The sequence below is a fragment of the Nocardia sp. NPDC058058 genome, from assembly GCF_042885355.1.
Lineage (GTDB): Bacteria > Actinomycetota > Actinomycetes > Mycobacteriales > Mycobacteriaceae > Nocardia.
In genome coordinates this window covers 692,936-715,840 of record NZ_JBHVSA010000003.1, presented here as the reverse complement: position 1 = coordinate 715,840, position 22,905 = coordinate 692,936, and the positions used below count along the sequence as shown (strand labels likewise).

Annotated in this window: 22 protein-coding genes and 1 pseudogene; 12 read left to right on the top strand and 11 right to left on the bottom strand. The window is 64.9% G+C overall.

Features of this window, described 5'->3' with window-relative positions:
• Nucleotides 1–33: 33 nt before the first annotated feature.
• Together ACFVUS_RS26930 and ACFVUS_RS26925 are read left to right on the top strand one after the other, a co-directional pair.
• Nucleotides 34–873, top strand: coding sequence for a hypothetical protein (locus ACFVUS_RS26930; protein ID WP_387772086.1), 840 nt, complete (start codon nucleotides 34–36; stop codon nucleotides 871–873).
• 20 nt (nucleotides 874–893) lie between these two features.
• On the top strand, nucleotides 894–1,412 hold the full coding sequence (locus tag ACFVUS_RS26925) for a hypothetical protein (RefSeq protein WP_364650944.1): 519 nt from the start codon (nucleotides 894–896) through the stop codon (nucleotides 1,410–1,412).
• 394 nt (nucleotides 1,413–1,806) lie between these two features.
• Here ACFVUS_RS26925 and ACFVUS_RS26920 read toward each other — a convergent pair whose 3' ends face one another.
• The 3 genes from ACFVUS_RS26920 to ACFVUS_RS26910 form a co-directional block, all read right to left on the bottom strand.
• Entirely contained in the window at nucleotides 1,807–2,013 is a 207-nt protein-coding gene (locus ACFVUS_RS26920; protein ID WP_387772083.1) for a hypothetical protein, read from the bottom strand.
• 71 nt (nucleotides 2,014–2,084) lie between these two features.
• Complete coding sequence (locus ACFVUS_RS26915) at nucleotides 2,085–2,216, bottom strand: FHA domain-containing protein (RefSeq protein ID WP_387772080.1); 132 nt, start codon at nucleotides 2,214–2,216, stop codon at nucleotides 2,085–2,087.
• A complete protein-coding gene (locus ACFVUS_RS26910) occupies nucleotides 2,206–2,550 on the bottom strand; it encodes a hypothetical protein (protein WP_387772077.1) in 345 nt (114 codons plus the stop codon). The genes ACFVUS_RS26915 and ACFVUS_RS26910 overlap by 11 nt, the downstream gene beginning before the upstream one ends.
• Before the next feature lie 304 nt (nucleotides 2,551–2,854).
• Between ACFVUS_RS26910 and ACFVUS_RS26905 the strand changes: the two genes are divergently transcribed.
• Both ACFVUS_RS26905 and ACFVUS_RS26900 read left to right on the top strand, forming a co-directional pair.
• Entirely contained in the window at nucleotides 2,855–3,745 is an 891-nt protein-coding gene (locus ACFVUS_RS26905) for a glycosyltransferase family 2 protein (protein ID WP_387772074.1), read from the top strand.
• Between the two features lie 242 nt (nucleotides 3,746–3,987).
• The gene (locus ACFVUS_RS26900; protein WP_387772071.1) at nucleotides 3,988–4,947 is read left to right on the top strand and encodes an oxygenase MpaB family protein; all 960 of its coding nucleotides are present in this window, start codon (nucleotides 3,988–3,990) and stop codon (nucleotides 4,945–4,947) included.
• Between the two features lie 57 nt (nucleotides 4,948–5,004).
• On the opposite strand, the gene ACFVUS_RS26895 is transcribed toward ACFVUS_RS26900, so the two are convergent.
• On the bottom strand, nucleotides 5,005–5,220 hold the full coding sequence (locus ACFVUS_RS26895; protein ID WP_387772068.1) for a hypothetical protein: 216 nt from the start codon (nucleotides 5,218–5,220) through the stop codon (nucleotides 5,005–5,007).
• 147 nt (nucleotides 5,221–5,367) lie between these two features.
• Between ACFVUS_RS26895 and ACFVUS_RS26890 the strand changes: the two genes are divergently transcribed.
• Together ACFVUS_RS26890 and ACFVUS_RS26885 are read left to right on the top strand one after the other, a co-directional pair.
• Entirely contained in the window at nucleotides 5,368–6,258 is an 891-nt protein-coding gene (locus ACFVUS_RS26890) for a helix-turn-helix domain-containing protein (RefSeq protein ID WP_387772065.1), read from the top strand.
• Nucleotides 6,259–6,279: 21 nt separating this feature from the next.
• The gene (locus ACFVUS_RS26885; protein ID WP_387772062.1) at nucleotides 6,280–7,110 is read left to right on the top strand and encodes an SAM-dependent methyltransferase; all 831 of its coding nucleotides are present in this window, start codon (nucleotides 6,280–6,282) and stop codon (nucleotides 7,108–7,110) included.
• 47 nt (nucleotides 7,111–7,157) lie between these two features.
• On the opposite strand, the gene ACFVUS_RS26880 is transcribed toward ACFVUS_RS26885, so the two are convergent.
• Nucleotides 7,158–7,601 carry a MarR family winged helix-turn-helix transcriptional regulator gene (locus ACFVUS_RS26880; protein ID WP_387772059.1) on the bottom strand — a complete coding sequence of 148 codons (444 nt, stop codon included), beginning with the start codon at nucleotides 7,599–7,601 and terminating at the stop codon, nucleotides 7,158–7,160.
• Between the two features lie 39 nt (nucleotides 7,602–7,640).
• Here ACFVUS_RS26880 and ACFVUS_RS26875 point away from each other — a divergent pair, with 39 nt between their 5' ends.
• Entirely contained in the window at nucleotides 7,641–8,462 is an 822-nt protein-coding gene (locus ACFVUS_RS26875; protein WP_387772056.1) for an amidohydrolase family protein, read from the top strand.
• A 63-nt stretch (nucleotides 8,463–8,525) separates the two neighbouring features.
• Complete coding sequence (locus ACFVUS_RS26870) at nucleotides 8,526–9,476, top strand: hypothetical protein (RefSeq protein ID WP_387772053.1); 951 nt, start codon at nucleotides 8,526–8,528, stop codon at nucleotides 9,474–9,476.
• Here ACFVUS_RS26870 and ACFVUS_RS26865 read toward each other — a convergent pair.
• Nucleotides 9,424–10,272, bottom strand: coding sequence for a hypothetical protein (locus ACFVUS_RS26865; protein WP_387772050.1), 849 nt, complete (start codon nucleotides 10,270–10,272; stop codon nucleotides 9,424–9,426). The two genes, ACFVUS_RS26870 and ACFVUS_RS26865, sit on opposite strands and share 53 nt — an antisense overlap.
• Nucleotides 10,273–10,613: 341 nt before the next feature.
• On the opposite strand from ACFVUS_RS26865, the pseudogene ACFVUS_RS26860 reads away from it, so the two are divergent.
• Nucleotides 10,614–12,747: pseudogene (locus ACFVUS_RS26860) on the top strand ((Fe-S)-binding protein); the annotation flags it as partial.
• Nucleotides 12,748–12,967: 220 nt separating this feature from the next.
• Here the strand turns inward: ACFVUS_RS26860 and ACFVUS_RS26855 are convergent.
• On the bottom strand, nucleotides 12,968–14,230 hold the full coding sequence (locus ACFVUS_RS26855; RefSeq protein ID WP_387772047.1) for an SGNH/GDSL hydrolase family protein: 1,263 nt from the start codon (nucleotides 14,228–14,230) through the stop codon (nucleotides 12,968–12,970).
• Between the two features lie 73 nt (nucleotides 14,231–14,303).
• On the bottom strand, nucleotides 14,304–15,560 hold the full coding sequence (locus ACFVUS_RS26850; protein ID WP_387772044.1) for an MFS transporter: 1,257 nt from the start codon (nucleotides 15,558–15,560) through the stop codon (nucleotides 14,304–14,306).
• A 128-nt stretch (nucleotides 15,561–15,688) separates the two neighbouring features.
• Between ACFVUS_RS26850 and ACFVUS_RS26845 the strand changes: the two genes are divergently transcribed.
• Nucleotides 15,689–16,660: a LysR family transcriptional regulator gene (locus tag ACFVUS_RS26845; protein ID WP_387772041.1), complete on the top strand. Its 972-nt coding sequence runs from the start codon at nucleotides 15,689–15,691 to the stop codon at nucleotides 16,658–16,660.
• 41 nt (nucleotides 16,661–16,701) lie between these two features.
• Nucleotides 16,702–18,294, top strand: coding sequence for an oleate hydratase (locus ACFVUS_RS26840; RefSeq protein ID WP_387772038.1), 1,593 nt, complete (start codon nucleotides 16,702–16,704; stop codon nucleotides 18,292–18,294).
• 93 nt (nucleotides 18,295–18,387) lie between these two features.
• Here ACFVUS_RS26840 and ACFVUS_RS26835 read toward each other — a convergent pair whose 3' ends face one another.
• On the bottom strand, nucleotides 18,388–19,722 hold the full coding sequence (locus tag ACFVUS_RS26835; RefSeq protein ID WP_387772035.1) for a TerD family protein: 1,335 nt from the start codon (nucleotides 19,720–19,722) through the stop codon (nucleotides 18,388–18,390).
• 134 nt (nucleotides 19,723–19,856) lie between these two features.
• Here ACFVUS_RS26835 and ACFVUS_RS26830 point away from each other — a divergent pair, with 134 nt between their 5' ends.
• The gene (locus ACFVUS_RS26830) at nucleotides 19,857–20,528 is read left to right on the top strand and encodes a GPP34 family phosphoprotein (RefSeq protein ID WP_387772032.1); all 672 of its coding nucleotides are present in this window, start codon (nucleotides 19,857–19,859) and stop codon (nucleotides 20,526–20,528) included.
• 55 nt (nucleotides 20,529–20,583) lie between these two features.
• On the opposite strand, the gene ACFVUS_RS26825 is transcribed toward ACFVUS_RS26830, so the two are convergent.
• Both ACFVUS_RS26825 and ACFVUS_RS26820 read right to left on the bottom strand, forming a co-directional pair.
• Nucleotides 20,584–21,561 carry an alpha/beta hydrolase gene (locus ACFVUS_RS26825; RefSeq protein WP_387772029.1) on the bottom strand — a complete coding sequence of 326 codons (978 nt, stop codon included), beginning with the start codon at nucleotides 21,559–21,561 and terminating at the stop codon, nucleotides 20,584–20,586.
• A gap of 27 nt (nucleotides 21,562–21,588) precedes the next feature.
• Nucleotides 21,589–22,794 (bottom strand): lipase family protein, encoded by a 1,206-nt coding sequence (locus ACFVUS_RS26820; protein ID WP_387772026.1) that lies wholly within the window; start codon nucleotides 22,792–22,794, stop codon nucleotides 21,589–21,591.
• Between the last annotated feature and the right edge of the window lie 111 nt (nucleotides 22,795–22,905).

Here is a 22,905-nt window from a genome sequence, read left to right as displayed (position 1 = left end):
TCGAATGTCATTGCCGCAGAATCAGGTTCCCGCTTGACTCGATATATGTGGTTCGGATACGCCCGCCTCGAGTTGCTGGCGGATGCCCCTGGTGCGGTGGCGCACGCGATCCGCGAGTACGCCGCCGCCGCCGGGTTCAGTGATGGCACTGTGATTTTCGAGCCCATTGCCGCGGAAGTACTACTACGCGAGATGCTCAGCGAGATAGATCGTGGCAATCCCGCAGCGCCCCTGCTGCGTCAGCTCGAACACGTCGCGCAATCGTGGAATGTCGATCTCGCACGACTGTTCAACCCGTGGCCCCGCGCCGACACGCTATGGCACATCCTGGACGCCCTCGACGATTCGGTGCAGACGCACCTGATCGTGCCCAGCCGGGAGCATCTGATGGCGCTGGGCCCGTCCGGCCGGGCGCTGCTGGCGCAATTCGCCCGCGCGGGCACCGCCATTCACTACCTCGACTCGCCCCACCCGACCGAGCCGCTGGTTCGGCCCGATGCTAACCAGGTGCACATACTGGTCGAATCACAGATCGGCGCGATCCCCGCCGTTGCCCAACTCGACGCGGCCACCGAACTTTTCCGCCTGGGCCGCATCGCGGCCATTCAATCGGTCGACATGATCTACGCGGCGCTGATCAACGACGCCATCCGCCCGGCCACCCCCGACGCCGATGTCGCCGTCATCCGCCTGCTCGGCACACCCAGCGGCCGCCTGGTCGTGGAACTCGAAGAGCCCCAACCGCGCGACGACGAGGTCGCCACCCGCCTGACCACCCTGTGCGAGTCCACCCATCGATTCGTCGACGGCGGCCGCACCTTCACCCGCTGCACCCTGCCCTTGGAAATTTCCACCCCGGACGTCATGACATGAGACCGAGAGCCAGACCGATTATGCGCGCAGCCCCCTCCCAAGACACCAGATCCGATAGTGAACGTGCCCGCCCCACCGAGGGTTTGCTCGAATCCCGTCACCTACTGCTGGCCGTGGCAGGGACGTTGCAGGGCGGCTCGCCGCTCATCGGGTGGTCCCGCGAATTGGCCGACCTGCACGCCACCCTCCTGACCGCCTCGGTGTCACCTACTCGCCGCCCCACCGGTTTCGACGCCACCGTCACCCGAGGCCGCATCAATATCCTGATCGGCCTCATCGACGACTGGTCCGCCTTCCACCTCCCGCGCCCCAGTACCGGCCGCCGCCATACCCATTCGCTCGGCGAGGTCATCAGCCACGTCGCCGCCACCTACGCCCAGATGCAGTGGACCCTGCGGCACAGCTCCAGCGCCCAGCAACAGCACGACGCCGCCCTGCGTTTCGCTCAAATCCAGGAGGGTTACGCCGACCTGGTCGAGGAGATCCGTACCTTGCGCGTCGCCCTTCCACTGGGCTGGAGCGGAATCCGACCCACCTGAAGGAGGGGAAGCGTTCGCCGGGGCGGCGACTAGATCTCGACCATGAAAAGTGTTAGTGCTCAACGGCTGTCGGCAATCTGGTCGGCCCGCCACTGCCGACGCCCATGCTTGGACCCGACTCACCCCTACTCGAAATCTCGTCCGCTCAACCCCGTTCACGCAGGATTCGAGCCAGGGTGTCATTGTTCACCGGTCGTTCGGGTGGCTCGTCGTCTGTCGCCTGCACGTGTGCGATCGCGAGCATCTCGTCGTATTCCGGGTCACCTGGATGAAATCCTCGTCGCCGTCGAAAAGTATGCCGTCCGGGCCGGTCCCGCCAATGCGCTGCAGGACGGTCACACCATCCGATGCGAGAAAGGTGGGTGCCGCCGTGTTATTGGAAGGGCTGCTCAAACTACTTCTTCCAGTTCCCGTGCGATGCGCTCGTCACCGCAGGCGAGTCCGCGAAGCTGTGTGAGGCCCGAGTTCCGTTGGAGGAGTTGGTGTCCTGAATCCATACACGCCCGTCCTGATCCATGCCCACCTTCAGATGTGCGCGAGTCATGGTGGAACGCCCGACCGCGTCGGGCGGCAGTTTCTCGCGGCCGATATCCTCGGCCATCTGCTGCTGGAAGTTCAACCCAGATCGAATTCGTGCCCCAGCCTCAGGCCCTGGCCGTCGAAGACTCGTACCTACCGATGAGCGGCGATCTGCTTGCCACCGAGGAAGATGCCGTTCAGGGAACCGTTGTCGCGCAAGAAGGCATGGCCCCGATCGTCGACGCGTATCGTTTCATGTGAGCGGGAGACTCCGCTATTCGCCATATGTTCGAGCAGCGCGCCGGTGCCTCGGCCCAGTACCTACTCCCGACTGGGAATCAACCGCAGCGGAAGCCCGGTGACGTCCGGCCTTGATATCCCATACCTGTGCGTCGACGCTGGTCACCGCGCAAGTTCTGACGCCGACCTTCGCCACGTGTAGCGCACCGTGCAACGCGATCCGCTGTGCCGCGCTGGCCGCCGCCTGTTCGGCGATCTCCGCGGTGAAGGCCTTGACCGCCGCCCGCATCGACGCCGCTGCGGTGAGTCGATCCGACAGCGCCTTCATTCCGCCGCCCTGGGAGAACGGTAGCGTGTCGTAGGTGAGTTGTGCCCCCAACGCAATTCCGGTGACGACGAGCGCGAACGACTGTTCCCGGCTCTGGGAAGAATTGCTTGTGGTCGGTGGGGAGCGTGCGAGAACAGGGCGCGGCACCGCCGCTCCGAAAGGAGCGTGACGGCGACTGGACCGTGAGGTGTCGACCATGAAAAGTGTTGGCGCTTAATGACTGTCGGCGATCGGGTTACGCTGGTCATGGTCGCGGAACCCGAGATACGCGTAGGCGCAGATTCGACCATGCCTTCCCGGCATTGGGAACGGGTCTCGATTGGCGCAGAGAATTCGGAAATAGTGTGTCGGGCGAATGAAGCCCGATCACAATTTAGCGAACTGGAACAGACTGATGGCGCCCCAACCCACTTCCCCGACTCTATCGGTAGTTATTCCGGTTTTGAACGAAGCCGCCTCGATCGAGCGCACACTGAGAGTGTTGCTGGCCCAAGAAGAGATCGACGAGATCATTGTCGTCGACAACGGCAGCGACGACGACACCCCGCGCTTGGTCAGCGAGATCGCGGCCGTTCACGGCAACATCGAACTGATCCACGAGTCGACGCGCGGCATCGCCGCGGCGCGGAACGCCGGATTCGACAAGGCGCGTGGCGATTTCATAGCGAGAACCGATGCGGACACGATTGTGGATGTCAACTGGAGTGCGACGATCCGCGATTTCCTTCTTACGCACCCGGACACAGCGGCGGTGACCGGTCTCTGTACATACTTCGATTCTCCGATCGGATTCATGCTGAAGTTCGGCCAGTCCGTGATGATTCGCTTCGGCAAACTCGGCGGGCGAGTTGGCAATATGTACGGACCGAATATGGCGGTGCGACGCGACGCGTGGCTACAGATTCGGGAGGACACTCGGGTGCGCATCGACGTCGTGGAGGACCTCGACCTGGCTATCTGCCTATCGATGCGTGGTCTCCGGATTGATCAGCTGACGAAGCTGCGCGCTCGCACCTCCGCGCGCAGGCGCCGCACCAGCCCCCATCGGTTCTGGCGGTTTCAGATGGCGGGATTGCGCACCATCAGGGACCATGGCATCGAACCTCGGTGGGTGGATCGAGTAGTCCTGTTGGGAGCGTGGACCTCTCATACAGCGCAATGGCCGATCTACCGACTCTGGGACTTCGACCGCCGTCGGTTCTCCCTACATCCCGGAGAAGAGCGCATATCCGCCGTCGGTGAGTAACTACCGTCAAGCCTTTGCTTCAGCGGCTCGCGGCGGGCCGATAGCCCGATGTGGCACTGCCTGTGAAGAGTCGGCGGCGGGCAGCTGGTCATGTTACTGATCAATCTTCATGCAGCTGTCTTGTGAAGCTGGACCACACCGAGTCAGCTTTGAATCGACGACCATTGACGTGGGTCGCAGGCGCCGATTAAGTTAATAGCCATTCTCGGCTGTGCCGATCTGCCCGTACGACCAAGGGAACCATGATGACCGCTGACCCCGAACCGCAGTACGAGGATGTGCCGAAGAGCCGCTTCGCGGTTGTTCCCGACGGTCCGATCGCCGCGGCCGGTCCGCCCCTGACCACCGCGCAGACCCGGATCCCGATTCCCTCGATCCACCGGTCCGAGACCAAGCGGCCGCCGCAATTGCAGGACGCGTTGGACTTCTGGCAGTTCTCCGGCGCGGCCGCCAATGTCGCCATGCAGTTGGCGCATCCGGGTGTCGGGCGCGGGGTGCTGGAGAGCAAGGTCGAATCCGGTTCGCTGATGGCACATCCATGGAAACGGTTGCGCACCACCGCTTCCTATCTTGCGGTGGCGATTCTGGGGTCGCCCGAGGAGAAGGCGGTCTTCCGCGAGGCGGTCAATGTCGCGCATCGGCAGGTGAAGTCCGAACCCGGCGCGAAGGTGAAGTACAACGCCTTCAACCGGGATCTACAGCGCTGGGTGGCGGCGAGTATCTATGTCGGTTTCGAGGATTCGTATCAGCTGCTGCACGGCCGGATGAGCCCGGAGCAGGCGGAGTCGTTCTATTCGACGTCCTCGACGCTGGGCACCACATTGCAGGTCACCGAGGATATGTGGCCCAAGACCCGCGCCGAATTCGATGTGTTCTGGAATGAGGCGTGCAGAAGCATCGCGGTCGACCCCGAAGTGCGCGCGTACATCGACGACCTACTGCATCTGCGGATGATCCATTGGTACCTGCGGCTGATCTTCGGCGGCCTGCTGCGATTCCTCACCGCCGGATATCTCGCGCCGTATTTCCGGGAGGCGATGGGGGTGGAGTGGACCGCGACCGATCAGCGGCGCTTCGAGCACCTGTTCGTGTTCGTCGGATTCGTGAATCGGTTCGTGCCCAAATTCCTGCGTTTCGCGGGCACCAAGTCGATGATGCGAGATGTGCAGCGCCGCATGCGTAAACAGGCCGCCTTGATCTGAGGCGATATAGCCGGGCCGTAGCTCTGTCGTACTCGGGCGAGTACGACAGAGCTACGCTCATGCCGATCGAGGGATCAATTCCTGCGATCCGGCCAGTTGTGTCGCCGCCAGCTCACGTTCGATAGCCGTTGCGGCGTAGTGCATTCCGGTGACATGCAATTGCTCGATCCGGTGACGCACCGAATCGATTCCGTAGGATCGGACGATATCGGCGATTCCGAGCGGGTGATATGCGCTCATGCCGCGTCCGGTGGCGGTGTGACTCTTCTCCATGGTGGCCCCCAAATGGGAATCCCGGCAGACGCCCGTTCGGATCATACCTCGATGCACGTGCATTGGCACGTGCACACTTTTCTGAGGTGCGGTGGAATAGGTTGTGGCACACTCGTGTTCGCGACACCGACGCCGACAGGAGTGGCAGTGATCGAGGACTTGACCCAAACCTGCGCCGAAGACGATCCGGGTGAGGACCCCGCACTGCTACGCCGAGTGCTCGGTGTACGCCTGCGCCGACTCCGCGAAACCGCCGGGATCAGCGGCGAAGCGGCCGGGCGAGCGATCCGCGCCTCGCATTCCAAGATCAGCCGACTCGAGGCGGGCCGGGTCAGCTTCCGCGCCAAGGACATCGACGACCTGCTGACCGCGTACGGTGTGCGCGATACCGCCACCCGCACCGAATTCCGGGATCTGGCCCGGCGCGCCAATGCGGTCGGCCGCTGGCAGGTGGGTGCGGATCTGACCACCGCCCGGCCCGATACCTACCTGGCGCTCGAGGATTCCTCGGCACTGATCCGGTGCTACGCACCGAGCCTGCCGCCGGACCTGGTCTGGACACCGTCGTACGCGCACACCGTATTCGCCATCGCCGATCAGCAATCCGCCGTTGTCATCCAGCGGCGCATCGAACTGCTGACCCGTCGTCAGCGACTGCTCACCCGCCCCGGCGCACCCAAGGCGTGGTTCGTCATCGAGGAGGCCGCGCTGCGCCGCCCGATCGGCGGAAATGCCGTCTGGCAGGGGCAATTGGAGCATCTCGCCGAATTGGCGGCCCGCCCGAATATCACCGTCCAGGTCATGCCCGACCACATCGGCGGTCCCGCCATCAGCGGTACGGCGTTCACCATGCTGCGATTCGCCGCCCCCGAACTGAGCGATCTCGCGCACTTTCCGCATCCGTCGGGACCGCAGTTCCTGGACCGGCCCGGCGATGTGGATCGATTCAATGCCATCTGGGCGCGTCTATGCGTGTGCGCCGCCGCGCCGGACCGCACCGCCCAGTACCTCGACACGCTCCGCACCATCCGCCCCTGATCTGATCGGAACAGAGATCCCATGCCCGACAACGCTTTCGAGACCGAACTACCGACCGAGATCGACACCACCATCGCCCACGAGGCCCGGGTCTACGACTACTGGCTCGGCGGCAAGGAGAACTACCCGGCCGACCGGGCGCTCGGTGACGCCATCGCCGAACACGTCCCGACCATCAAGACCATGGCGCGGGCCAATCGCGCCTTCCTGTCGCGGGCCGTCCGGCATCTGGTCGCCGACGCCGGAATTACCCAGTTCCTCGATATCGGCACCGGAATCCCCACGGCCGGAAACACGCACGAGGTCGCCCAGCAGCTCGACTCCAATGCGCGGGTGGTCTACGTCGACAAGGATCCGATCGTGCTGGCGCATGCGCGGGCACTGATGGACAGCACACCGCAGGGGCGCACCCGGTTCATTCACGCCGACCTGCATGAGCCGCGCTCGATCCTGGATCATCCGGATCTGATTGGCACGCTTGATCTTTCCGAGCCGGTGGCGATCATGCTGGTCGCGATCATGATGTATTTCGGTGACGACGACCGCCCGCAGGACATCGTCGCCGCATTGCTGGACGCGGTGCCCTCGGGCAGCTATATCGTAATCACGCATCCCACAGCGGATTTCGCGCCCGAAGCGATGGCCGGGGTGGTCGGCGCGGCGACGGCTTCGGGTATCGAGTTCCATCCGCGCAGCAAATCCGACACCAGTGCGCTGTTCTCCGGCACCACGCTGGTCGATCCCGGTCTGGTGCCGGTGGCGTCGTGGCGACCCGATCTCACCGACCGTCCGGTGGCGGTCGGTGAGGCCGAAAGCGCTTGGTACTGGGCGGGTATCGGCCGCAAGCCCTGATGTGATCGAGGCCCGGTCCGCGCTGGATCGGCCGCCGGGATCGGCGGTCAGTCCAGCGAGCGTCCGAGTCGCTCCAGCGCGTCGGCGAAGTCATCGACCTCATCCGCGCCGATCGCGTCCTCCAACAACTCGTTGATCACCGCGAGCGCCTGCTGCAAGCCGGTCATCGCCGCCCGCCCCGCGTCGGTGGGCCACAGCTCCCACGCCCGTGAATCCGCCGCGCTGGGTCGGCGCTCCACCAGGCCGGCGGCTTCGAGCCGCGCCGCCATCGTGGTGATCGCCGACTCCCGCTGACCCAGTTCGTCAGCGAGCAGGCGCTGCGCGCAGCCGGGATTGCGCACCACGATCGCCAGCGCCGCCGCCTGCGATGTGGTGATCCCCCCGGCCACCCGGAACTGTTCATCGGCCGTCACTTTCAACCGCTGTGCGACCTTTTGCAGGTTGAAATACACGCGTCGATTGCCCGAGCGAAATTGTCTGGGGGAGTCCATGATTGACGACACTACACTAGTGAAGTATGTTCGTCGGGTATGACACGAATCATCGACGCCTGGTCCCAGCAACCGAATGAGCTGTTCCTGAGCCAGCCCTGGCTCGCCACCCTGCTGCGCTGGACCCGCCAGGACGACCGCGCCCTCGCCGCGTCCTCCATGGCCGATGCGACGCTGGCGGCGATGGATGCCGCCGGTGTCGACCGCGCGCTGCTGTGCGCCTGGTCGAGCCCGCAGGGCATGCTCATCGACAATGACGAGGTCGCCGCCGCCGTGCGCGCGCACCCCGACCGATTCAGCGGCGTTGCCGCGGTGGACCTGCGCTACCCGGTAGAGGCGGTTCGCGAATTGCGCCGTGCGGTAACCGATCTCGGTATGGTCGCACTGCGAGTGGTGCCCTGGCTCTGGAACCTGCCGCCGGACGACCGCCGCTACTACCCGCTGTACGCCGTCTGCGTCGAGCTGGGGATTCCCTTTTGCACGCAGATCGGCCACACCGGACCGCTGTGCCCGTCCGAACCAGGTCGTCCCATTCCGTACCTCGACAATGTGCTGCTCGAATTTCCCGACCTGGTCGTCATCGGCGGCCACGTCGGGTATCCGTGGATCGACGAGGTGATCTCACTGGCCACCAAATACCCGAACTTCTACGTCGACACCTCCGCCTACGCGGTGCACCGGCTGCCCACCGCATTGATCGACTACATGCGCGGCCACGGGCGCACCCGGGTCCTGTTCGGCACCAACTGGCCCATGCTCTCGGCGGACCGCTGTCTGCAACACCTCGACAAACTCGAGCTCGACGCCGAGGCGAAAGATCTGTTCCTCGGCGGCAACGCGGCGCGAATCTTCAACCTCTGAGACTGTGTTTGAATCAATCGGTCGGGTGTATGCCGGGAATTCGCTGACTTCGGGAGGCGCGCCATGCCGAGCTGGGGTGTTCTTCGGACGGTCACGGCCACCTTCCTGCTGATATTGGTCGCGGTACTCGGGATGTCGTCGGTGCTCGCGCGGTTCGCTCGCGATGATCTGCTCGATACCGACCGCTACCTGCAAGCCGTCACGCCCGTCGGATCCGATCCGGAAGTACTCGGCGAACTCGCCGACCGGATCACCGACGCGATCATCGCTCGGGCGCCGGCCATTGCCGCGCAGGGTCGAAACCTCGTGCGTGACACCGCGATGTCGGTGCTGACATCGGATCAATTCGAGACGCTGTGGGTGCAGGTGAATCGGCAGGCCCATCAGGGTGTGGTCGCGGTGCTGACCGGTGACACGCCGGCCGCGATCGGAATGGATGATCAAGGCGCGGTGAGCATTTCGCTCACCACGATGATCGCCCGGGTCCGTCAGGCACTGATCGATCGAGGATTCAGCGCCGCCGAATCGATCCCCGCCATCGACAGGTCGGTCGTGTTGTTCAACGCGCCCGAGTTGGTTCGGGCACAGCGGTGGGTGTCGATCCTGGACAGAGCCGCCGATCTGCTGCCGTGGATAACGCTGCTCGTCGCGGCATGCGCAGTTTGGCTGACGCCGAAAGGCGCACGGCGGAAAGGTGTTTCGCTGGTCGGACTGTCGCTGGCCGTGGCGATGGCGTTCTTGGCGATTGCGTTGGCGGTCGGCAGAGCGGTGTATCTGCAACCGGCATCGGCGGACGCGCTCTCCACACGGGCGGCACTGACGGTGATCGATGCGCTTCTCGTTCACCTGCGCGAGGCCCTGTGCACGGTATTCGTGCTCGCACTGGTGGTTGCGCTCACCGGCTACCTCGCCGGTTCCGCTCGCTCCGCCATCGCGATTCGCGCCGCCTGCGCCCGAACCCTCAGCCGCGCAGGTATCGGCCCACGAACGTCTCGTCCGAATCGAACGCCCTGACCACCGTAGCCGCACCGACAATCACGATCGACATCACGAAAAGCCAACTCACAGAAGTGAATGCGAGACCCAGCGGCCCGAAATGCTGCTGCGCGTTGGCCGTGATCCGCGGCAGCGCGATCCGCCCCGCCGCATGCACCGCGGTCAACCCGACCGCGGTCAGCAGCGCGGACGCCCACAGCCGCCGCCCGCGCAACACGCCTTTGGTCAGCCAGAACGGCAACAGCGCCCACACCAGGGTCCAGACAACGAACTCCCCGGCCAAGGCGAGCGGCCGCCCCGCATATCGAATATCCGAAAGCCCCCGGGTCTGTCCGACCAGCCCGACCGCGACGGCCACCGCCAACAGCGTGGTCACCCAGCGCCAAGCATCACGCGGCCCCATCCCCGGCGTCTGCCACACCGACGCATACACCCGCCCGAGCGCCCGAGCGAACGATGTACCGCTCAGCACCACCATCAGCAAACCCACCGCACCGAACGCCGCAAACGAAGAATCCGACGAACTGTACTCCTCCCCACCACCCAACTTCCCAGTGTCGAACCCAAACTGATCCTCCAACGTCACAGCCGCCACCCGCCACCCACTGAACACCGACGCCGCGATAATCACCGGCAACACCGAAGTAAAAATCTGCGCCGCCAACGCCAACGACCGATCAACCAGCTGAATCTCCACCAGCCCATCAACCACCCGCCACCCCGCCCGCCCCCAAGCCGTCCCCCGCACCCGCTCCCCCGCAGCCCTGACATAAGCCACCGATCCCCGCCACGTACGCAATTTGTTCTCGTCCACGCAGCCGCTCCCATGTCAGCACCATTGGGCCCGACATCGACGCTACAGTCATCAGCAACTTTCTGGCGCACACGGAGTGGCCGTCGGAGTGGCGTTCGTATTCGCGTGGGGCGCTGTGCCGGTTGTGTATTCGAAGCCTCGGAGGCGGTGTCGTCCACGGTTGCCGAGTGTCTTAGCGCTCGGGGGCTGATATGTGCTCTGCCGCAGCGGTGTTCGGGGCTTAGCTGATCTTGCCGAAATCGGTTGCCGGTGTCATGATGGCTGAAATTGGATTTAAGTTACCGGGCAGTAACTTGAGTGTTGTTGCTGTTCAGGGGCTTTCTCGAGACCGGGGGGTCGGTGTGGGTACCGCGACCATCACGTTGGGGATCATCGGCGCGCTCATCACGCTGTACTGCTGGGGAGTGCTCGGCGTCGGGGTGGCGCGGATGGTTCGGGTGTTGCGGGCGGGGCAGGCGGATCGGTCGCGGTGGCGGCCGGTGCTGCCGCGATTGAAGACCGTATTCGTCGAGGTGGCGGCCCATACGCGGATGAATAGGTTCCGCACGGTGGGGTGGGCGCATTGGCTGGTGATGGTCGGATTCCTGCTCGGGATGGTGTTCTACTTCGAGTCGTACGGGCAGACTTTCGATCCCGAGTTCGGATGGCCGATCGTGGGGGATACCTTCGGGTATCACCTGCTCGAGGAGATCCTGAGTATCGGCACCGTGGTCGGCATCGGAGTGTTGATCACCATCCGGCAGCTGAATCATCCGCGTCGCGCCGATCGGTTGTCACGGTTCAGCGGCTCCAACTTCCTGGCGGCGTACGCGATCGAAACAATCGTTGTCACACACGGTTTCGGTGATGTGCTGGTCAAGGCGGGGCGGATCGCCACCTATGGCGGCGGGCATATCGCGACCGATCCGCTGACGATGCAGGTCGCCCGATTGCTGCCCGCCAGCCCGGTGCTCATCTCCTGCTTCGCCTTTGTGAAAATGCTTGCGGGCGCGGCATTTCTGTATCTCGTCGGACGGTATCTCACCTGGGGTGTTGCCTGGCATCGCCTTTCGGCGTTCGTGAATATCTACTTCAAGCGCGAGGGTGACGGCGGTGTCGCGCTGGGAGCGGCCAAACCGATGATGTCCGGCGGCAAGGTGCTCGATATGGAGGCCGCCGACCCGGATGTGGACACCTTCGGAGCGGGCAAGGTCGAGGACTTCAGCTGGAAAGCGTTGCTGGACTTCACCACCTGCACCGAATGCGGCCGCTGCCAGAGCCAGTGCCCGGCATGGAATACCGGAAAACCGTTGTCGCCCAAACTGCTCATCACCTCCCTGCGCGATCACACCTATGCGAAAGCGCCGTACCTGCTGAGCGGCGACACCGACAAGCTCTCGGAATCCCAACGCGCGGAAGCAGAACGACCGCTCGTGGGTGACTCGCAAGGCCGCGAATCCGGCGGCATCATCGATCCCGAGGTGCTGTGGTCCTGCACCACCTGTGGTGCGTGTGTGGAGCAGTGCCCGGTCGATATCGAGCATGTGGATCACATCATCGATATGCGCCGCTACCAGGTGTTGATCGAGTCGGAGTTCCCGTCCGAGCTCGCGGGTTTGTTCAAGAACCTGGAGAACAAGGGCAATCCGTGGGGTCAGAACGCCAAGGATCGCCTGAACTGGATCAGCGAGATCGATTTCGAGGTCCCGGTTTTCGGTAAGGACGCCGATAGCTTCGACGGGTACGAGTACCTGTTCTGGGTCGGTTGCGCCGGTGCGTACGAAGACCGTGCGAAGAAGACCACCAAGGCCGTGGCCGAGTTGCTGGCGACCGCGGGTGTGAAGTTCATGGTGCTGGGTCAGGAGGAGACCTGCACCGGTGACTCGGCGCGTCGTGCGGGTAACGAGTTCCTGTTCCAGCAGTTGGCGATGCAGAACATCGCGGTGCTGGATTCGGTGTTCGAGGGTGTCGAGGCGTCCAAGAAGAAGATCGTGGTCACCTGTGCGCATTGCTTCAACGCGTTGAACAATGAGTACCCGCAGGTGGGCGGCACCTACGAGGTCGTACACCACACGCAATTGCTGAATCGACTTGTCAGGCAACGGAAACTGATTCCGGTGTCCCCGGTGGCGCAGGACATCACCTACCACGACCCCTGCTATCTCGGCCGCCACAACAAGATCTACAACGCCCCCCGCGAATTGCTCGCCGCTTCGGGCTCCAAGCTGACCGAAATGCCCCGCCACGGTGAACGTTCCATGTGCTGCGGCGCGGGCGGCGCGCGCATGTGGATGGAAGAACAACTCGGCAAGCGCATCAATATCGACCGCGCCGACGAAGCCCTCGCCACGCTCTCCGCCGCCTCGACCCCGGGCAAAATCGCCACCGGCTGCCCCTTCTGCCGAGTCATGCTCTCGGACGGCGTCACCGCCCGCCAGGACGGAGTCGACGCCGACAACAAAGTCGAAGTGGTCGACGTCGCCCAGCTCATGCTCGACGCGATCACCCGCATCGACCCCGCCACCCTGTCCGAGAACCTGACGGTCCGCCGCGAGACTCCGCAGCCCGAGCCGACCGCACCCATCCCCACCCCGCCGAGCGAAACCCCCACTCCGACAGTCGCGAACACCACCATCGCCAGGCCCGCAACGGTCACGGGCCTGGCGATGAAGGGTATGGCCAAGGCGCCCGGCAAGAAGAGCTGACGCCGTCCGGTTCAGAGTGCCGCGAGATCGACCGCCGCCGCCATCGCCCGGTAACCCGCTCCATTGGGATGCTTGTGATCGCCGGAATCGAAAGCGGGATTCAGCTTTTCGCTATCGAACGGGTCGACGACCGCGGCATTGAAATCGGCCACCGCGTCGTATTCGCCGCTGGTGCGCATCCAGTGATTGAACTCGCGGATCTTGGCCGCGGAGGTCGCGGTGTAGTACTCCGCGCCCTTCATCGGCAGCAGGGTGGCTCCGACGATCCGGACACCGGCGTTGTGCGCGGCGGCGATCAGGCTGCGATGTCCGTCGATCAACTGCTGCACCGACACTTGCGGATTGGGCTTGTAGGTGGGCAGATCGACTTCGGAGAAGCCGATGTCATTGAGCCCGCCCAGTACGATCACGCTCTTCACATCGGGCTTGGACAGCACGTCCCGTTCGAAGCGCGCGACACCGCTCTCGCCGAACCAGGCCGAGTCGTGCAGGATCAGATTGCCGCCGATGCCCTGGTTGAGTACGGTGCGCGGAATCCCGGCGGCGTCCAGTCGTTGCGCCAGCGCATCCGGATACCGGGTGTTGGTGTCATTGTCCGATCCGAAGCCGTCGGTGATGGAATCACCGAAAGTCACCACCGTGGAGCGTGTTTCGGTATCGGTCGCACCACTGACCTGCACATCGGTCAGGTAGTACCAGGAGTGGGTAACCGCGGTGAAGGCATCGGCCGCCGCGTCGGCGACGTGATCACCGTCCGCGCGATAACTACTCGAGTACGCCTGCGAATGGAACGTGGCCGGGCCGGTCGCACCGGACAGGTACAGGGTTACCGTGACCGAATCGAACGGCGCGAGCGGTAGATCGGCGGCATCGCTGGTCAAAGTGGCGCCGGCCGAAATATCGATGGTCTTATCGCCGTGGAAGGTCAAGTCCCGCAGCGAATTCGGGTCGACCGTCGCCCCCTGTGCGGTGCGTGCGACGGTGGCGCGCCCGATGCGCAGCGGGTGCGCACCGTAGCGGTTGGACAGGGTGATCCGGGCCGCCGAACCCCCGTCGGTGATCCGTACGACCTGCCGCACGGTCTGATTGTCGAAACCCTGTTCGGCCCAGTTCGGTTCGAATCCGATGCTCGGCAGCTGCGGTGCGGCGGACCACGCGGCATCCCAGGTGACGGCGGGTTCCCCATCCGCGCGGGTGGCCGCCAATCCCACTCCGCCCGCGACGATTACGGCAGCGGCTCCGGCGGCCAAGCGTACCCACCAGGTGTTCTTCATCGATCTGTCCTTCCAGCTTATCCCTTAACGGTTCTGTAGTTCCGTTAAGTGGAGACAGGAGGGGTAACCGCGACTAATGGGACTTCATTCCCGTTTGCTTGATCAATTCTGAACCACCCGCTTGCGCAGGTCCGGAACCTGCGCGGGGGAGCAGCAGCGGGCCGGCGAGGATCAGCACGCCCGCGACCGCGATCGCACTGCGTGGCCCGATGGCGGCGGCGAGCACTCCGCCGAGTGCGCTCATGATCGCGATGGCGACCCCGCTGCCGATCGACCAGGCTGAAAGCGTACGAGCGACAAGCTCTTTCGGGGTGTGCTCGAGTCGATAGGTGGCCAGCACCGGGTTGTACAGGCTCATGCCGATGATGATCGCAAGCTCGACGCCGATCACGGTTAAGAGACCGGCGACCCCCGGTTGGACGACGACCAGCCCGATCAGCCACACCGCCCGCAGCGTTCCCACCGTCCGCAGGATTCGATCCCGGCCGTACCGCGCGACAACGCGACTCGCCAACCGTGAGCCGATGAGTCCGCCGAAGCAGGGCGCGGCGAAGGCGAGACCGTACTGCCAGGGCGCGAAACCCAACTCGCGCAACAGAAGTACCGCCAACAGCGGTTCGGTCGCCATGATCAAACCGCTGACCAGCAGCTGATTCAGGTACAGCGCCCGCAGCCCGGGATGCGCGAGCAGATGCCGCCAGCCGTCGAGGAGCTCGCCACGCCGGACAGCTCCGGTACACGCCGGTACTTCCTCTCGATCGCGAATCACGCTGAGCGCCAAAGCCGAGAGCAGATAGCTCACCGCATCCGCCACCACGGTGATCACCGGCCCGAACACCCCGATCGCCGCACCACCCAGCGGCGGGCCGACGGCGATGGAACTCCAATTCGTCGACTCGAATCGCGCGTTGGCGACAAGCAGATCCTGCTGCCGCACAATGGATTTGAGATACGCCCCACTCGCCGCGTTGAACGCGATCTTGGCGGCGGCCACCACGGCCGAAACACCGAGCAGCTGAACGAATCCGAGCCGTCCGAACGCATACGCGACCGGAATCGACATCATGGCCGCGAACCGGATCACATCCATCGCGACCAGCACCGGCCGTTTACGCCGAAACTCCACCCACGGCCCGAGCGGCAACGCCAGCAGCGCACCCACCGCCGGTCCCACCGCCGCCAACACCGACACCTCGATCGGATCGGCGTGCAATGCCAATACCGCGATCAGCGGCAACGCTCCGAACCCCAGCCCCGAGCCATACGCGCTGACCGCATACGAGGTCCACAACCAGTGGAACCGATGGCCCAGGGATCCGCTGCCAGCCACGATCTCCACCTCTCCCACCGAACAACCCGCCGTTGATCGCAGTGATCAAAGCAAGGGCGAAGGGCCGGAATCAAACAACGGCACCGGTGGCGAGCCACAACCATCGGTTGTACGACTAGGTTGACCCCGTGGATCTCAATGCCGTGCGCACCTTCGTCACCGCCGCGGACGCGGGTCAATTCCAAGAAGCCGCCGCCGCCCTGTCGATCACCCAGCAGGCGGTATCCAAACGCATTGCGGCACTGGAGAAATACCTCGATGTGCGGCTGTTCGCCCGCTCCGCCCGGGGCGCACAACTCACCATCGACGGTCAGGCCTTCCTACCGCACGCTCGCGAGCTGCTCCGCGTCGCGGACCGCGCCGACGCCTCCGTACGCCCGGGCCGCCGCGCCCTGCGCGTCGATATCGTGGCCCGCCGCATCATCACTTCGACACTGCTGCGGGACTTTCACCGCGCACACCCCGCCATCGACCTGGACGTCATCACTCTCGACGCCGATCTCGACGGCGCGATCACCGCGGTCGAAGCCGGCACCATCGACGCCACTTTCCACGCGGTCGCCACTGCCCGCCGCCTTCCCGAGTCGATCCGCTCCGCACGAATAATCGATGAACCGCACCAACTCCTCGTCGGCCCGCGCCACCCGCTGGCCGACGCCCGCGTCCTGAGCCCCCATCAACTGTCCGGCCACCGAATCTGGATGCCGGGCCTGCCCGCCAACGGCGAAGTAGCCGACTATTTCAGCGAATTCACCGCCGCCTTCGATTTCACCATCGACAGACTCGGCCCGGTCTTCGCGAAAGAGGCTCTGCTGGAAGAGATCTCCGAATCAACCGACCTCGCCACCCTGATCGGTGAAGGCACGCGATTCCTCTGGCCCGACAGCTACGACCTGCGCCGCATTCCACTGCGCGACCCCTCCCCGATCTACCCGCTCTCGATCATCTGGCGCGCCGACAACCCGCACCCCGGGCTCACCACCCTGCGCGCCTACCTCGAATCCAGACGCCCGCTCACACCCGACACCGACGTCTGGTTACCGGCAAATCTGTCCTGGCCTACAGTGAAGACGCCGGTAGTTCCGGTGCACCTCCCATAGAAACACCCTGACGGCGATAACAATCCTGGAAGAGGTAGATCATGGCGAAGGCGTATTTGGTCGGAAGTGGTATCGCGGCACTGTCCGCCGCGGCATTTCTCATTCGTGACGGTGGTTTCTCCGGATCCGACATCGTAATTCTCGAAGAACAGGGACGTGAGGGCGGCAGTCTCGATGCCGCCGGTTCCCCGGAAACCGGATACACCATGCGCGGTGGCCGCATGTTCGAGATCCACTTCGATTGCACCTACGACCTGCTGCGCTCGATCCCCTCGCTGGATGACCCCGCGGTATCGGTCACCGACGACACCTTCGCCTTCCACCGGGACTTCGCCTGGGACGATCACGCCCGGCTGATCGACTCCGCCGGTCACCCGATCGACGCGCATTCGATGGGCTTCAGCGAACGCGACCGCCTCGAATTGGTGAAATGTGTCGCGACGCCCGAACAACTGCTCGACGGCAAGCGCATCACCGATTGCTTCTCGCCGGAATTCTTCACCACCAATTTCTGGTGGATGTGGTGCACGACCTTCGCCTTCGAACCCTGGCATTCGGCGATCGAATTCCGCCGCTACCTCAATCGTTTCGTGCATCTGTTCAAGACGTTCGACACCATGTCCGGGATCTACCGGACCAAATACAACCAGTTCGATTCGATCGTCCGCCCGATGCTGAAATGGCTCACCGAACAGGGCGTCACCATCCGGCTCGGCTGCCGGGTCACCGATGTGCGGCTCACCGAGGGCAAGGCGTTCAGCGCCACCGGCTTGACCTGTGTCAGCAACGGCAAGACCGAGGAGATCGAGGTCGGCGCGGACGATCTGGTCATGATCACCAACGGATCCATGACCGCGGATTCGACATTGGGCTCCACCGATGCCGCCCCGACACTGGACACCTCGGGTTCCGCCGGTGCGTGGCAGCTGTGGCGCACCCTCGCCGCCAAGCGCTCGGGCCTGGGCAACCCCGCGGTCTTCGATTCCTCGATCAAGGACTCCACCTGGGAGTCCTTCACCGTGACCACCAAGGATCCGACATTCTTCCGGGAGATGGAGAAGTTCAGCGGCAGCGAGGCGGGCAAGGGCGGCCTGATCACGCTCAAGGACTCGAACTGGCTGCTGACAATCGTGCTGAACCATCAACCGCACTTCCGTGAGCAGCCCGCCGACACCTTCGTCTGGTGGGGTTATGCCCTGTTCCCGGACAAGAAGGGCGACAACGTCAACAAGCCCATGTCGGCCTGCACCGGGCAGGAGATCCTGCGAGAAGTGCTGTCGCACTTGGCAATCGACAACCGCGAGCAAATACTGAACAACTCGATCGTCATCCCGGCGATCATGCCCTACATCACCAGCCAATTCCTGGTCCGCTCGCACGGCGACCGCCCCGACGTGGTGCCCGCCGGTTCCACCAACCTGGCCTTCATCGGCCAGTACGCCGAGGTCCCCGACGATGTCGTATTCACCGTCGAGTACTCGGTACGCACCGCACGAGTCGCGGTCGCGACCCTGCTCGGGCTCGATACCCAGCCCCAGCCGGTCTACAAGGGTCAGCACAATCCGAAGGTGCTCGTCGAAGCGCTGGAAACCCTGCACCGCCACGGCAATAAGCCCGCTCACGCCGGGGCATAGCTCACCGCTTGTCGACACCGGGCGCGTCTTCGCGTGCCCGGTGTCGCGCGTCAGGCCCAAGCCGTGTCTGGAAGCCGTTCTCGGGCAATGGATTCAGTTGCCGGTGACGAACCGTCCCAGTTGTGGTGCCGCCTCACCGGGATGCTTCGCCTGGAACCCTTCGCCGATCGCTTGGAGCTTCCAATCACCCTGTACCCGATACATTTTGGCCATCGAGAGCGCGGTGAACGGCATGCCGCCCGCCAGCGCGAACCGGGCGAGTTCGGCGCCGGTGGTCTCGTCCACGAGACGGCAGTAGGCGTTGCTGACCTGTTCGAAAGTCTGGCCCTGGTACGAGGTCACGATGAACAGCAGCGTCGTGATGTGGGCGGGCACCCGGGTGAGATCCAACAGGATCACCTCGTCGTCGCCCTCACCCGCGCCCGTGAGATTGTCGCCCTGATGCCGGATAGACCCGTCCTTGGAAGTGAGCTGACCGTAGTACGAGACGTCAGCCAGGTTCCGGTCGGCGAACATCGCCACCCAGGCGTCGAGGTCGATATCCACGGTCCGGCTGCCGAAGAGTCCACTCTTCTTGACCGGGTCCCAGCCCAGCCCCATCCGGATACGGGTCAGCGCGACCCCGCCTTCCTTCCGCAGTGTCACCCGCTGGCCCTTGGCCAGGTTGACCGGGCGACCCTTGGCCAGACTCACCTCGCCCGTCGGCGCGGGTGGGGGCGGCGGAAACCCCTGTGCCGGTGGGGAATAACTGTGCTGCGGGGCAGGCGGCGGGTAAGCCGGCGATGCGGCCGGGGCGGGCGGTGGATAGTGCGATGCGGTGGGCGGCGCAGGCGGTGGATAGTGCGACGCGGTGGGCGGGGGAGGCGGCGGATAGTGCGAAGCGGGAGGTGGCGCAGGCGCGACTGCCGGTGCCGCCTGCGGCGCGTCCTCGACCGTTACGCCGTGATCGGTGACCAGGGCCGCGAACCCGCCCGCATAACCCTGCCCGACCGCACGCACCTTCCACGTGTGCTGCCTGCGATACAGCTCCAGCGCGATGACGATCGATTCGGTGCTCAACCCGTCGATTCGGTACTCGTACAATCGATTACCCATCGCGTCACTGACCGCCGCGCTCGGCGGCGCGATCCGACCGAAGGTCGCGCCCGCCTGATCGAGCGTGATCACCACCCTGATCTGATCGATCTCACTCGGCACCTGATTGAGCGAAACCGCCACCGCCGCAGGCTGTCCCGCCGCCCCGGGCTGCAACCGCACCCCCGGACCACTGGGTTGGTTGAAGAATACGAAGTCCGCGTCCGTCCGAACCCGGCCCTGCGCGGTGACCAATAGCGCGGACAGCTCCGCGGGCGCGGCGATCTGCGCCGAGATCACCACATCATTGGTAGTGAGCGGACCGTTCTGGCCTTTGACGAGGGTTACGGACATGAGCGCCCCTTCGCTGCATCGGTGTTACTTGCCACTGTAGGAGAAACCGGCCACCGAATCCGGTGGATAACGGTCCGGGGGAGTGGCTGTGTCTCTCAGCGTGTCCACAGCGGGGCTGCGGCAGGGTTGCGGCCATGACACCGTTGATCGCAGAGGACCTGCTGTGGCTGTTGCACGATGATCGGACCGGGGAGCCGATGCTCGCTCGGCCGGTCATGGATCGGTTGCTGGCCGGGGCGGTGCTGCTCGAATTGACCAGTGTCGCACCGGATCGGCCGGTGCCCGCGGTGCGGATCGTCGAGAATCGCCGGGTACCCCGCGCGGTGGCGAACCTCGATACGCCGCTCGCGGATACCGATGCCATCCTGCTCGCGGCGCGGGCCGCGATCGCGGGGAGGCCGCGGACTCCGGCGCAAGTGCTCGAAGGGCTCGGGCGGGGCCTGCGCGAAAATCTGCTGGCCCGGCTGACCGCGCGCGGCCGGGTGCGGTGTGAGCGCACGCGCGTACTGGGCGTGTTCGGTGTCGACACCTGGCCGACCGTCGATGTGGCGGGCAAGCGGCAGTTGCGGATGCGGTTGCAGCGGGTGCTGCTCGATCACCATCCCGCGGACGCGCGGATCGCGGCGTTGCTCGCGCTGCTGTCGTCGGTGCGTGCGACCGGGGCCCAATGTGCCGGTTGGGCACCGGATGTGGTGGAAAAGCACGCCCGCGCGCAGCGGTGCGAGGGTGTGTGCACGGCCGTGGTGCAGGTGATCGAACGAGCCGTGCACACCACGCAGGCGGGCCTGTTCACGGGAGCGGCCTGATCGGATCGTCACGCGTCCGCTCGGTGCCTGGTTCATCAGCACCGAGCGGACGCGATCACACACCCAGTGCGGCGGCGAACACCGGCCAGGAGTCGTGCAGATCGTCCTGCCAGTACGGCCACGCGTGTGTGCCGTTGCGATAGACCGTGGTGGCCGGGATGCTCAGTGCGGCAAGGCGATCGGTCAGCGACCGAGTGCAGTCGTGCACAACCGTTTCCATACTGCCGCCGATGGCCAGCCGGTCGGTCAGACGCGGGACATCACCGCCGATCGAGGGATCGGCGAGGGTGTCATGAATGCCGGGCGCACCGTTGCCCGCCGAAATGTACAGTGCCACACCGCGTAACCGCTCGGCATTGAGCACCGCGTCGTTGGCTGCCCAGGCGGGATCAGCGGGACCCCACATATTGTCCGGGTTCGCGCCGAACAGCCGCAGCTGCGCGCGCACCATCGCGCGCGAGACCGGATCATCGGTGCGTGGGCAGCCACTGTACGAGCCCACCGCCGCGTACCTGCCCGGCGCGGCGGCTGCCAGCGCCAAGGCCGATCCCGCCGACATCGAGGTGCCCGCAATGGCATTGGCGCCATTCAGCGCGAATCGATCGCCCAGGACGGCGGGCAGCTCATCGAGCAGGAAGCTCGACCACTTATTGCGTCCCAGCACCGGATCATCGGCGACCCAGTCGGTGTACAGCGAGGCGCGACCGCCGATCGGCTGAATCACAGTCACCGGCTTATCGGCGAAGAAGGCCGCCGCGTCGGTGCGCTGGGTCCAGGGCCCGCCGGCCTCACCACCGTCGATCGCGTTGAGTAGATACAGTGCGGGCGCGGAATGTCCCGGGTGGGAAATCCACACCGGGACAACCCGATCCATCGCCGCCGAATAGACGGTGGCCTCATATTGACTGCCGCCGAGCGGTCGCACGCCCAATAGCGCCGGACCCCCGCCCGGATCGGCGTGCGATACCGCGGGCAGCAATGCCGCCAACAGCATGCACATTGTCGTGAGACCCCGCAGCAGGCGGCGAGTCATGTTGTTTCCCTTCTGAATTCGAGGGTGTCAGCGACAGTTGGACGGTGCCGGAATGCCCGCGAAGCGGTCCGACAGGTAGTTCATGGCCCGCATCGCGCCCGGCAGCATCGCGGTGGCGTGATCGCCGCCGATGACGTCGAACTGCACGGGAGTGCCTGCGGCGCAATAGCGTCCGGCGGTGGCCAGCGCTTGATCGAGCGGCACCTGATCGCTGCCGCCGTGCCACTGATAGATCGGCGCACGCGGAATCTCGGGGGCGATCTCCAGGGCGTTGTCATGCATCGCGGCGATCATGGTCGGGTCGTTCTCCATGCCGCGGTTGAACATTTCGCCGATCGAGTGGCCCGCGCCCGCGGAGATGATGTCGTCGGTGCACGCGTTGGCGATACGATCGCGCAGCGCGAATCCGGCCGGGGTCAGCGCCTGATCCAGTGGCAGCGCGGACGGATATTCGCGCTCCACACCCATCGCGACCGCGAATCCGAGCCCGAACAACGGATGCGGGGTATCACCCACCGCGATGGCCATCTTGCCGGGGTTCACCGGCAAACCACCCTGTGCGGCACCGACAATCGGCAGTTCGGGCGCGTACTCGGGAGCGAGTGCGGCGGCGAAACCGGTGGACATCGCGCCACCGGAATACCCGGCCAATCCGACCGGAGATCCCGCGAGCCCGGCCGGAGCGAAGCGCTTGACCGCCCGAATGCCATCGAGGGTGATCTGTCCGCCGAGGCGCGCCGCACCGTAAGCGCTGGTGGGTCCGAGATGATCGGGCACCGCCAGCGCCCAGCCGCGCGCCAGCAGCATATTGAGCGCGCCCGCCTCCTTGAGCCCACCGTCGAACAGCGCGTGCGAGGGGGCGCACTGCAGGCCCAGGGAATTGACGAACGGCTGATACGACAGCAGCGGTCGGTTCGCGCCGCCGCCCGCCGGAATGATCAGGGTCGTGACGGCGGGAATCGGTGCGCCCGCGGAATTGGTGGAGCGAAAGGACAACTGCCACACCGTGGCTCCGGGCCACGGATGCGCGGCCACGGGCCGGGAACCGAGGATGTCGCCGGGCGCGAAGTCGGCGAGATTCCCCGGACCGTAGTAGAACCCGTCGGGTTCGGCTATCGGGTAGATCGCGCCCGCGTGCGCCGCCGGAGCGGCAATGGCGAACGCCGTCGTCGCTGCCGCCATGGCAACCAGCACCCGGATCAGTGCCCTGGGTAGAGCCGAGGTGAGCATCATTGTCCCTTCGGTTCGTGACCCCCCGAGTAAGACTTCGTCCAGGTGGTAGCCAAGGGTTGGCCAATAAATGTGATCTACACCACACCAACCGGTTGGAAGGTGAAAACTGAA